This window comes from Corallococcus sp. CA041A, from assembly GCF_003612075.1.
Classification (GTDB): Bacteria; Myxococcota; Myxococcia; order Myxococcales; family Myxococcaceae; genus Corallococcus; species Corallococcus exiguus.
This window is the reverse complement of sequence record NZ_RAWF01000269.1, coordinates 1-13,221: the sequence shown is the minus strand read 5'-3', so window position 1 is coordinate 13,221 and position 13,221 is coordinate 1. Positions and strand designations below refer to the sequence as shown.

At 69.2% G+C, this 13,221-nt stretch carries 9 protein-coding genes; 6 read left to right on the top strand and 3 right to left on the bottom strand.

Annotation, left to right across the window (positions count from 1 at the left end; genetic code table 11):
- Positions 1-50 precede the first annotated feature (50 nt).
- Both D7V77_RS34140 and ftsZ read left to right on the top strand, forming a co-directional pair.
- Complete coding sequence (locus D7V77_RS34140) at positions 51-5,741, top strand: Ig-like domain-containing protein (RefSeq protein WP_255424687.1); 5,691 nt, start codon at positions 51-53, stop codon at positions 5,739-5,741.
- A 340-nt stretch (positions 5,742-6,081) separates the two neighbouring features.
- Positions 6,082-7,314: a cell division protein FtsZ gene (ftsZ, locus tag D7V77_RS34135; protein ID WP_120580454.1), complete on the top strand. Its 1,233-nt coding sequence runs from the start codon at positions 6,082-6,084 to the stop codon at positions 7,312-7,314.
- Positions 7,315-7,333: 19 nt separating this feature from the next.
- Here ftsZ and D7V77_RS34130 read toward each other — a convergent pair whose 3' ends face one another.
- Entirely contained in the window at positions 7,334-7,675 is a 342-nt protein-coding gene (locus tag D7V77_RS34130; protein ID WP_233597400.1) for a hypothetical protein, read from the bottom strand.
- Between the two features lie 173 nt (positions 7,676-7,848).
- Here D7V77_RS34130 and D7V77_RS34125 point away from each other — a divergent pair, with 173 nt between their 5' ends.
- The 3 genes from D7V77_RS34125 to D7V77_RS34115 are packed head-to-tail and all read left to right on the top strand — an operon-like array spanning position 7,849 to position 10,215.
- A complete protein-coding gene (locus D7V77_RS34125; protein WP_120580450.1) occupies positions 7,849-9,198 on the top strand; it encodes an acetyl/propionyl/methylcrotonyl-CoA carboxylase subunit alpha in 1,350 nt (449 codons plus the stop codon).
- 27 nt (positions 9,199-9,225) lie between these two features.
- Complete coding sequence (locus tag D7V77_RS34120) at positions 9,226-9,438, top strand: biotin/lipoyl-binding carrier protein (RefSeq protein ID WP_014398873.1); 213 nt, start codon at positions 9,226-9,228, stop codon at positions 9,436-9,438.
- Positions 9,439-9,450: 12 nt separating this feature from the next.
- Positions 9,451-10,215 (top strand): enoyl-CoA hydratase/isomerase family protein, encoded by a 765-nt coding sequence (locus tag D7V77_RS34115; protein ID WP_120580449.1) that lies wholly within the window; start codon positions 9,451-9,453, stop codon positions 10,213-10,215.
- Here the strand turns inward: D7V77_RS34115 and D7V77_RS34110 are convergent.
- Together D7V77_RS34110 and D7V77_RS34105 are read right to left on the bottom strand one after the other, a co-directional pair.
- On the bottom strand, positions 10,212-10,805 hold the full coding sequence (locus tag D7V77_RS34110; RefSeq protein WP_014398871.1) for a response regulator: 594 nt from the start codon (positions 10,803-10,805) through the stop codon (positions 10,212-10,214). The two genes, D7V77_RS34115 and D7V77_RS34110, sit on opposite strands and share 4 nt — an antisense overlap.
- Positions 10,806-10,859: 54 nt before the next feature.
- Positions 10,860-12,737 (bottom strand): FHA domain-containing protein, encoded by a 1,878-nt coding sequence (locus tag D7V77_RS34105; RefSeq protein WP_120580448.1) that lies wholly within the window; start codon positions 12,735-12,737, stop codon positions 10,860-10,862.
- Between the two features lie 228 nt (positions 12,738-12,965).
- Between D7V77_RS34105 and D7V77_RS45100 the strand changes: the two genes are divergently transcribed.
- Positions 12,966-13,221: rhomboid family intramembrane serine protease (locus D7V77_RS45100; protein WP_233597399.1), on the top strand; the 256-nt coding region annotated here is incomplete at its 3' end.

The following is a 13,221-nucleotide window of genomic DNA, read 5'->3' as shown; positions in this document are numbered from 1 at the left end:
TGTCCACCAACGGCACCACGAACAGCACGGCCGCGACCAGCACCTTCACGGTGGCCGGTCCGACGGTGGCCATCACCGCGCCGGCCAACGGCTCGACGGTGACGAACCCCACCAACGTGGTGGTGTCCGGCACGGCGGCGAACGCGACGTCCGTCACGTTTACGCTGGGCGGGCAGAGCTACGGCCCCGTCACGGTGACGGGCGGTAACTGGACGTACACGGTGCCCGGCCCGCTGGCCAATGGCTCACAGACGGTGTCGGCGGTGTCCACCAACGGCACCACGAACAGCACGGCCGCGACCAGCACCTTCACGGTGGCCGGTCCGACGGTGGCCATCACCGCGCCGGCCAACGGCTCGACGGTGACGAACCCCACCAACGTGGTGGTGTCTGGCACGGCGGCGAACGCGACGTCCGTCACGTTCACGCTGGGTGGGCAGAGCTATGGCCCCGTCACGGTGACGGGCGGCAACTGGACGTACACGGTGCCGGGCCCGCTGGCCAACGGTACGTACACCGTGACCGCGGTCTCCACGAACGGCACGACCAACAGCACCCAGGCCTCCTCCACCTTCACGGTATCGGTTGCGGCGCCGACGGTGGCCATCACCGCGCCGGCCAACGGCTCCACAGTGACGAACCCCAACGTGACGGTGACCGGTACGGCCGCGAACGCGACCACGGTGACGGTCACCTTCCAGGGCACGAACTACGGTCCCATCACGGTGACCGGCGGTAACTGGAGCCAGGCGCTGCCCGGCCCGCTGGCGGACGGCACGTACACCGTGACTGCCGTGTCCACGAACGCCCAGGGCACGAACAGCTCGACGGCGACCACCACCTTCACGGTGGACCAGACGCCTCCGGTGGTGGCCATCAGCACGCCGCTCGATGGCGCCGTCCTCAACACCCCCAACGTGACGGTGACGGGCACGTCCACGGACGCGGCGTTCGTGACGCTCACCTTCGACGGTGCCAGCTACGGCCCCATCAGCGTGGACGCCTCCGGCAACTGGAGCTTCGCGCTGCCCGGCCCCCTCGCCGAGGACACGTACACCGTGACCGCGACGGCCACGGACGCGGCGGGCAACACCAGCACGCCGGACAGCTCCACCTTCACGGTGGACCTGACCGCGCCGACGGTGGCCATCAGCTCGCCGGCCGACGGCGCCATCATCGGCACCAACACGGTGACGGTGACCGGTACGTCCACGGGCGCGACCTCCGTGACGCTGACCTACGGTGGCACCAACTACGGCCCCATCCCCGTGGATGCGTCCGGCAACTGGTCCTACGCGCTGCCCGTGACCCTGCCGGAAGGCCCGAACACCGTGACCGCGGTGTCCACGGATGCGGCGGGTAACACCAGCACGACCGCGACCTCCACCTTCACGGTGGACCTGACCGTCCCCACGGTCGCCATCAGCACGCCGGGCAACGGCACCTCGGTGAACACCGCCACGGTGACGGTCACCGGTACGACGACCAACGCGACCTCCGTGACGCTCACCTTCGAAGGCGCCAGCTACGGCCCCGTCACGGTGGACGCCTCCGGCAACTGGTCCTACGCGCTGCCCGGCCCCTTGGCCGAGGGCTCGTACACCGTGACCGCGGTGTCCACGAACGGCGCGGGCACCAACAGCGCGACCGCGACCTCCACCTTCACGGTGGACCTGACCCCGCCGACCGTCGCCATCAGCACCCCGGTGGACGGCTCGACGGTCAACACCCCCAACGTGACGGTGACGGGCACGTCCACGGGCGCGACGTCCGTGACGCTGACCTACAACGGCACGGACTACGGCCCCATCCCCGTGGATGGCTCGGGCAACTGGAGCTACCCGCTGCCGGTGACCCTGCCGGAAGGCCCCATCACCGTGACCGCCACGTCCACGGACGCGGCGGGCAACACCAGCACGCCGGACAGCTCCACCTTCACGGTGGACCTGACGGATCCGGAAGTCGAAATCACCGCGCCGGTGGACGGCACGACGGTGGCCTCCAGCACGGTGACCGTCACGGGTACCTCCGTGGGCGCCACCTCCGTGACGCTCACCTTCGAGGGCACGGACTACGGCCCCATCGCGGTCGACGCTTCCGGTAACTGGAGCTACGCGCTGCCCGGCCCGCTGGCGGACGGCACGTACACCGTGACCGCGGTGGCCACGGACGCGGCCGGCAACGAGAGCGCGCCCGACTCCGTCACCTTCACGGTGGACCAGACCGCGCCGACGGTGGCCATCACCACGCCGGCCAACGGCTCCACGGTGGGCGCCAACGTGACGGTCACCGGTACGACCACGGGCGGCGCGACGAGCGTGACCGTGACGTTCCAGGGCACGGACTACGGCCCCATCGCAGTGGATGCTTCCGGGAACTGGAGCCAGGCGCTGCCCGGCCCGTTGGCCAATGGCACCTACACGGTGACGGCGGTGGCGGTGGACGCGGCTGGCAACACCAGCACGACCGCGACCTCCACCTTCACGGTGAACACGGCCGCCCCGACGGTGGCCATCACCTCGCCGGTCAACGGCTCCACCGTCACCAACCCCAACGTGACGGTCACGGGCACGTCCGCGAACGCCACGTCCGTGACGGTGACGTTCAATGGCACCAACTACGGCCCCATCTCCGTGAACGCCTCCGGCAACTGGAGCCAGGCGCTGCCCGGCCCGCTGGCGGACGGCACGTACACCGTCACGGCGGTGTCCACGAACGGCGCGGGCACGAACAGCACCACCGCGACCACCACCTTCACCGTCAACACGGCGGGCACGGTGGACTCGGACAACGATGGCCTGACGGACGAGGAGGAGATCCTCGTGGGCACCGACCCGAACAACCCGGACACCGACGGCGACGGCATCCCCGACGGCATCGAGGTCAAGGTGGGCGGAACGGATCCGCTCGACAGCGACTCGGATGACGACGGCATCCTCGACGGTAACGAGGACAAGGACCACGACGGCGTCGTCGACGCCGACGAGACCGACCCGAACAACCCGGACACCGACGGCGACGGCCTGACCGACGGCGTGGAGCTGGGCCTGACCGAGCCCCAGGGCGACGACACCGACCCGTCCAAGTTCGTGGCGGACAAGGACCCGTCGACGAAGACCAACCCCCTGGACGACGACTCGGATGACGACGGCCTCACCGACGGCAACGAGGACGCCAACCACGACGGCAAGGTGGACCCGACCGAGACGGATCCGAACAAGAGCGACACGGATGGCGACGGCCTGACGGACGGTCTGGAACTGGGCCTCACCCAGCCCCAGGGCGCGGACACCGACCCGACGAAGTTCGTCGCGGATCAGGACCCCGACACCAAGACCAACCCGCTCGACCCCGACACCGACAAGGGCGGCGTGCTCGACGGCGTCGAGGACCGCAACCACAACGGCCGCGTGGACGTGCAGGAGTCCGACCCGCTCAACCCGGCGGACGACCAGGACGCGGATGGCGACGGCGTGGACAACGCCACGGAGCTGGAGCTCGGGATGGATCCGTTCGACGCCGACTCCGACGACGACGGCGTGCCGGACGGCATCGACGGGATTACCGACACGGACGGTGACGGCCTCATCGACGCGCTCGATCCGGACAGCGACAACGACGGCCTCAACGACGGCACGGAGATGGGCGTCACGCTGGAGACCGCTCCGCCGGGCACCGACACGTCGTCCCCGAACTTCAAGCCGGACGCGGATCCGTCGACGAAGACGGACCCGAAGAACCCGGACACGGACGGCGACGGCCTGAAGGACGGCGAGGAGGACCGCAACCAGGACGGTCGCCGTGACGCCACGGAGACGGATCCGAACATGAAGGACACCGACCAGGGCGGCATCGACGACGGCACGGAAGTGAACGGCGGCTCTGATCCGCTCGACGCCAACGATGACTTCCTGGTGGTGGGCCACGGCTGCGACACGGGCGGCTCCGGTTCGCTGGCGCCCTTCGCGCTGATGCTGCTGGCGCTGCCCCTGGTGGGCCGCCGCTTCCGCCGCGCCGGGGACTTCCTGGCGCGCGCGGGTGGGGCGCTGGCGGTGTTCGTCATGGCTTTGTTCGCGGGCACTTCCGCCCACGCGCAGGCCACCGCCGTGTCGCAGGCCATCGACGTGCAGCAGTACAAGCCGGGCCCGGGCATCGCGGACGTGCTCGCGGTGCACGGCGCGAAGGTGCAGCGGCACCTGGGGTGGAACGTGGGGCTGTCGGTCAACTACGCCGACAAGCCGCTCAACTTCTTCGACCCCCGCTCGGACACGTACGTCACCTCCCTGGTGAAGAGCCAGGTGGGCTTCGACCTGATGGGCGCCATCGGCCTCTTCGACCGGTTCGAAATCGGCGTCGTGCTGCCCATCACCATCCAGGGCTCGGAGAACTCGCCGGCCGTGGATTCCTCATTCGCCAACGGGGTGGGCGGAGGCGGCATCGGCGACCTGCGCCTCATCCCGAAGGCGCGGCTCTTGGACGGTGACGACTACGGCGTGTCCGTGGTGCTGCCCATCTCGCTGCCCACGGGTGGTGCGTCGGACTTCCTCGGCGGGTCCGGCGTGTCCGTCAACCCGCGCGTGGTGGCGGAGTACGGCAAGCGCTTCCGCATCCTCGCCAACGTGGGCGTGGACATCCGCAAGTCGGAGCAGCTGCGCAACCTGAACGTCGGCAGCGCGCTGGCGTACGGGGTGGGCGCGGAGGTTCCGCTGGGTGACCTGCCGCTGGCCGCCCAGGCGTCGCTGGTGGGCGCGATGGGCTTCAAGCAGCAGAACGAGGAGGAGCGTCCCCTGGAACTGCTCGCGGCCCTGAAGTACCGCGCGCCCACCGGCCTGTCCGCGCAGGTGGGCGCGGGCCCGGGCCTCACGCACGGCTACGGCACGCCGACCTTCCGCGTGCTCGCGTCCGTGGCCTACAGCGCCCCGGAGCGCGCCGCGGAGCCCCGGCCGGTGTGCCCGGAAGGCCCCGAGGACTTCGACGGCTTCCAGGACCAGGACGGCTGCGCGGACCCGGACAACGACGGCGACGGCATCCTGGACACGGCCGACCAGTGCCCCAACGAGCCGGAGACGGTGAACGGCTTCGAGGACGAGGACGGCTGCCCGGACACGAAGCCCGTGCCGCCTCCGCCCGCGCCGGTGGACTCCGACGGCGACGGCATCATGGACCCGGACGACAAGTGCCCCAACGCGCCCGAGGACAAGGATGGCTTCCAGGACGAGGACGGCTGCCCGGATCCGGACAACGACAAGGACGGCATCCCCGACGTCGCGGACAAGTGCCCCAACGAGCCGGAGACCATCAACGGCGTGGATGACGAGGACGGCTGCCCGGACAAGGGCAAGGTCAAGGTGCTCGTCGAGGGCGAGCGCATCCTCATCCTGGAGAAGGTCTACTTCGCCACGAACAAGGACGTCATCCTGCCGCGCTCGTTCCCCATCCTGAAGCAGGTGGCCGCCGTGCTGCGCGCCAACCCGCAGGTGGAGCTGCTGCGCGTCGAGGGCCACACCGACAGCCAGGGCAACGACGCCGCCAACCTGGACCTGTCCAAGCGCCGCGCCGCCAGCGTGAAGACGTTCCTCATGAACGAGGGCATCGCGGGCGAGCGCCTGGAGTCCGAGGGCTTCGGCGAAACGAAGCCCGTGGACACCAACAAGACGGCCGCGGGCCGTGAGAACAACCGCCGCGTGGAGTTCAACATCACGCGGATGGGCAAGGTGGAAGTGGAGAAGCCCGCCCCGTAGCACCCGCGACACGGAATGAAACACGGAAGGCCCGGTTCCCCCCGAGGGAGCCGGGCCTTTTCGTCATCCGCGCCCCGTCCTGTCACGTCACGCGTGCGCGGAAGACGCGCACAACTGGTCACGGCGAGTCAGCGAACGCGAGTCAAGAGGGTGTTTACATCCGCGCGATGTCCGCATGGCCGCTGATGCCATTCGCGTAAGTGGGCGTCAGGACTCGGTCGCGCAGCAGGGCGCTACAGGCTGGTAGCGGAATACTTGCCAAAGCGCCCGACTTCCTGATGATTGTCGAGGGTGGGTGTTTCCGCGGACGGCGCCGCGGTGCTTCCGCCACGAGGACGACATGGACCAGTTCGAGCAGAACAAGCAGGCCGCGAAGATTCGTGTCGTGGGCGCGGGCGGGGCGGGCTGCAACGCGGTCAACACGATGATTCTGTCGAAGTTGGACCGCGTGGACTTCATCGCCGCCAACACCGATGTCCAGGCGCTCGCCGCGAGCAAGGCGCCCACCCGGCTGCAGCTGGGCCAGGCGCTCACCAAGGGCCTGGGCGCCGGCGCCAACCCGGAGATGGGCCGCGAGGCCGCCCTGGAGTCGCGCGATCAGATCGCCGCGGTGCTGGAAGGCGCCGACATGGTCTTCGTCACCGCGGGCATGGGCGGTGGCACCGGCACGGGCGCCGCGCCCATCATCGCGGACATCGCCAAGAGCCTGGGCTGCCTCACGGTGGGCGTCGTCACCAAGCCCTTCCTCTTCGAAGGCAACAAGCGCCGCAAGCAGGCCGAGCAGGGCATCGTGGAGCTCAAGGCCGCGGTGGACACGCTCATCACCATCCCCAACCAGCGCCTGCTGTCGCTCTCCAACGAGCCCATGCCGCTGCTGGAGACCTTCAAGCGCGCCGACGAGGTCCTGCTCAACGCCGTGCAGGGCATCAGCGACCTCATCCAGTACCACGGCTACATCAACGTGGACTTCGCGGACGTGAAGACCATCATGAGCGACAAGGGCCTGGCGCTCATGGGCACGGGCAACGCCTGTGGCGACCGCCGCGCCGTCACCGCCATGCAGCAGGCCATCTCCAGCCCGCTGCTGGAGGACGTCTCCATCGACGGCGCCACGGGCCTGCTCATCAACATCACCGGCGGCCGCGACATGACCCTGCAGGAGGTCAACGAGGCGCTGACGCTGGTGCACGACGCGGCGGACGGCGAGGCGGAGATCATCTTCGGGTCGCTCATCGACGAGCAGATCCAGGACGAGGTGAAGATCACCATCATCGCCACGGGCTTCGTGCACCGGGACGCGAAGGCGCGCCCCATGGCGCAGGTGGTGCAGGTGCCGCTGGTGGGCCGTCCCTCCACGCAGCCGTCCGTGCTGTCCTCCTCGCGTGAGGAGGTGGCCAGCCTGGTGCCCGCGAAGGGCAATCCGCGTCCGACCATGTCCACCGTGGAGACGCCCAAGTCGTCCATGCAGAGCGCGCGCACGGCCGTGGTGAAGGACGCGGCGCTGCCCCTGGACGAGGATCAGTTCGACATCCCCACGTTCCTGCGCCGCCAGGGCCAGACGGAGCTGCCGTAATCAGGCAGCGGCGGGGACGCTAGCGGGGGAGGCGGGCGACGCTCGCCGTGCCCCTGCCGGTGAGGCGGTCGCATTTGGTGAACAGTCCGTCCACCTCGTCGTAGAGCGCGTCGATGCGCTCCGACGCGCTGGGGGCGGGCAGCAGGCCGTCGCCGGAGAGCTCCTCCAGGCGGGTGCCGGCGCGCTGCAGCAGCTGCAGGGCCTTGAGCAGGGAGCGGCCCTGCTGCGTGCCGTCGGGCGTGAAGAGGGTGCCGCCCTCGTAGAGCGTCACCAGATTGGAGCGGGTGTCCTGCTGCCGCTGGTTGAGCCGGTTCCGGTACAAGTCCAGACGGCGGGCGCGGCGGGCACCATGCAGGTCCACGACGCTGTGCGTTCCTGTTGAGGGAGGATTCACGTCGGGCAAGGTACGCCAGGGGCTCGCAAGCCCGCAAATTTACGGGACTGTACGGACCTGTTGCGCGACTGCCCGGACGCTTGTCAGTCAAGGGGGTGGGGGTTAGTTTGGCCGCCCTTCGCAACGCCAGGGTGCCTGCCATGTTCCAGAAGCTGCTCATCGCCAACCGGGGTGAAATCGCGCGTCGCATCGGGGCGGTGGCCCGGGGCATGGGCGTGAAGACGGTGGCGGTGCACTCGGACGCGGACGTGAACCTGCCCTTCGTGAAGGAGGCGGACGAGGCCGTGCGCATCGGCCCCGCGCCCGCGAAGGACAGCTACCTGAGCATCCCCGCCATCCTGGAGGCCGCGAAGAAGACGGGCGCCCAGGCGGTGCACCCGGGCTACGGCTTCCTGTCGGAGAACGGCGACTTCGCCCAGGCGTGCGCGGACGCGGGGCTGACCTTCGTGGGCCCCCCGCCGGAGGCCATGGCGCGGATGAAGGACAAGAGCCAGGCGCGCAAGCTGGTGTCCGCCGCGGGCGTGCCGGTGGTGCCGGGCAGCGACGGCGTGCTGCCGGACGTGCAGAGCGCCCTGGAGGCCGCGGAGCGCATTGGCTACCCGGTGCTGTGCAAGGCCGCCAGCGGCGGTGGCGGCATCGGCATGGCGGCGGCGAACAACCCCGCGGAGCTGGAGAAGGTCTACCGCCAGTGCACGGACCGCGCGAAGGCCGCCTTCGGCCGCGAGGGCGTGTACCTGGAGCGCTACTTCCCGGCGCCCCGCCACATCGAGGTCCAGATCCTGGGCGACACCCACGGCCACCTCATCCACGGCCTGGAGCGCGAGTGCTCCATCCAGCGCCGGCACCAGAAGGTGGTGGAGGAGGCCCCGTCGGTGCTGTTCGCCAACGGACGGAACTCAGGCCTGGCGGACACGCTCTTCACTGCGGCCGTGAAGGCGGCGAAGGCGTTCGGCTACGCCAACGCGGGCACGGTGGAGTTCCTGTACTCCGACGGGCAGGTGTACTTCATCGAGATGAACGCCCGGCTCCAGGTGGAGCACCCGGTGACGGAGCTGACCACCGGCCTGGACCTCATCGGCTGGCAGCTGCGCATCGCCGCGGGTGAGAAGCTGACGGTGAAGCAGGAGGACGTGAAGCGCAAAGGCGCGGCGCTGGAGTTCCGCATCTACGCGGAGGATCCGGTGAAGTACTTCCCGTCCCCTGGCCCGCTGAAGGTGTTCCAGCCGCCCACGGGCGAGGGCGTGCGCCTGGACGCCGGCTACGCGGAAGGGGACGTGGTGACGCCGAACTACGACCCGATGATCGCCAAGCTCATCATCACCGGTGCCACGCGCGACGAGGCCATTGCCCGCGCGGTGAAGGCCCTGGAGTCCTTCCGCATCGAAGGCATCAAGACGAACATCCCGCTCCACCTGCGCATCCTGAAGGACCCTGCCTTCAGCGCCGGTGAGCTGGACACGCACTTCCTGGATCATCACGCGAAGCCTTAAGTATTCCCCCCCGAGGAGGGACGGTTCATGGCGGACGTTGCGGCGCACATCACGGGCACGGTGTGGAAGATCGAAGTGAAGGTGGGCGACAAGGTGGATGCCGGCACCACGCTCGTCATCCTCGAGTCCATGAAGATGGAGATGCCCGTGGAGGCCGAAGAGGGCGGCACGGTGAAGGAGATCCGCTGCAAGGAAGCGCAAGCGGTCAACGAGGGTGACGTCCTCGTGGTGCTCGAGTAGCCACGGGCTTCGATGGAGCCCACGCTGGAGGTGGAGGATCGCGAGGGCGGTGTCCGGGTGCTCACCGTCTCCAACCCGTCGCGGCGCAACGCGCTGAATGACGCGTTGCTGGCCCGGATGGACGCGGCGCTGGAGCCGGCCGCCCACGTGCGCGCGCTGCTGGTGCGCGGCCAGGGCGGGCACTTCTGTGCGGGCTACGACTTGACGCACCTGGGGCCGCCGGGCGCGGACGGGCGGCTGCCGGATGACCCGCTGGTGGCGTGCCTGCTGAAGCTGGAGCGGCACCCGTCGCCGTCGGTGGCGCTGGTGCAGGGCGGCGCGGTGGGCGCGGGCTTCGACCTGGCGGCCTCCTGCGACTTCCGCGTGGGCGCTTCCGACGCGTTCTTCCTCATGCCTCCGGCCCGGCTGGGCATCGTGTACTCGCCGGAGGGGCTGGCGCGGGCGGTGCGGCTGGTGGGGCTTTCACGCGCCAAGCAGCTGTTCCTCACCGCGCGCCGGCTGCCGGCGGCGGAGGCGCTCGCATGGGGCTTGTTGGATGAGTGCCCCGAGGACGCGGAAGCGCGCGCCCTGGCGCTGTGCGGGACGCTGGCCGCGGGGGCGCCGAAGGCGGTGTCGGGGATGAAGGAGGCGTTCGGGCTGCTGGCGCGCTCCGGGCTGTCCCCGGAGGACGTCGCGCACCTGCGTCAGGTGCGCGGCGAGGCGTTTGGCAGCGAGGACGCGAAGGAGGGGCGCGCGGCCTTCTTGGAGAAGCGCGCGCCCCGTTTCACCGGTCGCTAGGTGTCGCCGAACAGCTCGCCCATGCGCAGCTGCAGCGCGGAGGCGATCTTGTAGAGCGACGAGATGGACGCGGAGGACTCCGCGCGCTCAATCTGGGACAGCAGGGACACGGACAGGCCGGTGCGGCGGGCCAGCTGCTTGAGCGTGAGCTCTTGCGTCTTGCGCGCGTCGCGGATGGTGCGGCCGATGGCGCGGTGCAGGTCTGCTTCCGGGTCCTGGGACAGGCCCTTCTTCTGCAACGCGTTGCGCACGGCGGCCGTGAACTGCTCCGGCTCCATGGGCTTCTTCACGTAGTCGGACGCCTGCGCCTTGAGCGACGCGACGGCCGTGTCCACGGTGGGGTACGCCGTGGCGACGATGACCGCGATGTCCGTGTCGTACTTGCGGATCAGCTCCAGGACTTCGGTGCCGGACATCTGCGGCATCATCATGTCGAGGATGACGAGGTGGAAGTCCGAGCCACGGAGGATGTCCACCGTCTGCGTGGGGTCCGTGGTGGTGACGACCTCGTAGCCTTCACGGGTCAGCACGAGCTTGAGGTAGTCGCAGTTGTCCTGCTCGTCATCAACTACCAGGATGCGAATCTGCACAGCGTCTCCTCGCTGCAGGGTTGAGGGAATTGCTGCGGGGGGGTACTCGCCAGGCTACGGGCCGGGGGACTTTTGCGCCTGGGTCGGCGGCGCTCCGGTCATCTTGGTCAACGCCTGGATCACCAGGTCGCGCTTTGGATAGCCCTCTGGCGTGAGCGTCAGGAACGTCTCGTAGTGCTGCTCGGCCATCTTGAACTTCTTGAGCTGGGCATACGTCATGCCAAGCAAGAGGTGGCACTCGGGAACCTTGGGCGCGAGCAACGCGCAGTCCTTGGCGATTTCCTGGGCGCCGTCCGGATCCTGGGCCTTCATGGTGAGGATCTGCTTCTGGATATCGCCGATCCGCTTGGCCACGTCCGCCGCCTTCATGTCCTTCATGTAATCGGACGTGGGCTTCTCATTGGACTTATTGGGCGCGGCGGCGGTCGCGTCCGGGTCGTCCTGCGGAGGGGGCTCCGGAATCTGGGCGTTCTGCGCGGCCTGAGCCTGCGCGGCGTCCAACTGGTCGCTCAGCTCCTTGCGCTCCTTCGCGAAGACCGTGTCCGTGGGGATGGCGCCGAAGATCTTGGTCGCCTCATCGACACCGGCCCCATTGGGCTTGAGGAGGGCCTTGCGGGTCGCGCCGAGGTCCTTCTCCGACTTCTTCTCCCGGTCCAGCCGCGCCTGGAGCTCTTCCAGCTTCGGTGCTGGGAGCGCCTTGTTCTTGCGGAGCGTGTCGAGCGCGGTGGCGGCGATGTTCAACTTGCCCCCCTGGAGCGCATCCAGGAAGGCCTGATCCGCCGGGGGTTCCGGGGGCTTCTCAGGCGTCGCGGGCGGGTTCGCGGCCACGGTCTCCGGGGACTTCGTGTCCGGGGGCTTCGCCTGCGGCGGCGGCTCCGGGATGGGCTGCGGATCCGCGACGACCACGGGAGGCGTGTCGTCCGGCGGCTTGGGCAGCAGGTCCTGGCCCTTCACCACGAAGATCGCCGCGCCCGCGCCAATGGACAGGAACGCGATGACCGCGGCGACCCACATCTTCTTGGAGCCGGAGCGGCCCTGCGCGGCGATGTCGTCTTCCAGCGAGCCGGGCCCCACGAAGCGCAGCTTCACGTGGCCCATCTCGATGATGTCACCGTGGGAGAGCGTCGCCTGCGCGTAGCTCTCGCCGTTGACCGTCATCCCGTTGGCCGACTGCATGTCGATGACGCGCCACTCGCCGGTCTCCTCGCGCACGACCTTCGCGTGCGTGCGGGACAGCGAGCGGTGGTCCAGGGCCACGTCGTTCTCCGACGTGCGGCCGATCCGCAGCTCCGTGCGGTTGCAGTCGTACTCCTGGCCCTTGAACTCAGCGGGGGCGAGCACCACCAGCCGGGGCTGCTCGTCCTCGGGCACGCGTTCCACGCGCCGGGGCCGGTCCGCCTCCATCTGGTCCATGCGGATGATGGACGTGGCGTTGCGGCGCGCCTCCGCGGACACGGGCGTGTGCTCGTGTTCGTCCTCGGAGTCCTCCTCCGCCTCGTCCTCACCATCCACCATGGTGTCGCGGGGACGGGGTCCTCCGGCGACCTCGTCGTCGTCCTCCTCCTCGGGCTCCGGCTCTGGCCGGCGGGAGGCGGGCACCTTGGCGGTGATGGCGCCAGTGGGGGCGGCAGCGTTGGCCGCGCCCTCGACCTGCAAGGCCAGATCGTAGTCGCCAATCTGGATGAGGTCGCCCTCCTTGAGAGGGAGCTGGCCTGCGACGCGTTCTCCGTTGATCCGGGTGCCGTTGTAGCTCCCCAGGTCTTCGAGCACGACGTGGCCATTGAGGCGCACGAGCCGGGCGTGTCGACGTGACACGTTTCGCTCGGTCAGGCGGATGGTGTTCCCCTCCTGACGTCCAATGGTGATTTCGTCGCGCACGAAGGGAACAACGGTCTTGCGCCCCTCGTCGTCTTCGATGATGAGCTTCAGCACGGGTCCGGTCCGAGTACAGCTATAGCAGAATGCCCTTTGCCGAGACAAGCCATGTATCCCCCGAGAACAACAGGGTTTTTCGCCCATCCCAAGGGCAGGGAGGCACTGTTGTCCATCGGTCGATTGGCCGGAAAGGGTGGGGAGGGCAGGATACCGGGGCTCACGATAGCGCTGATCGCGGCGCAGGCCATTCTGTACACCATGGTGGCGTCCGGAGGCCCACCCGGAGTGGATGCGTTGATCCACTGGGGGGCGAAGTCCGGCCCCCTGGTGACGGACGCGGGGCAGGGCTGGCGGCTTTTGACGGCCAACCTCCTGCACCGGGACGCCCTGCACCTGGGCCTCAATCTGCTGGTGTTCGCGGGGGTGGGCACGGCGGTGGAGCGCTCGTGCCGGTGGTGGGACTACGTGGCGCTGCTCGTCGTGTCCGGGCTGGCGACGATGGCGGGCTCGCTCTGGTGGTCTCCGACGGTGAGCGTGGGCG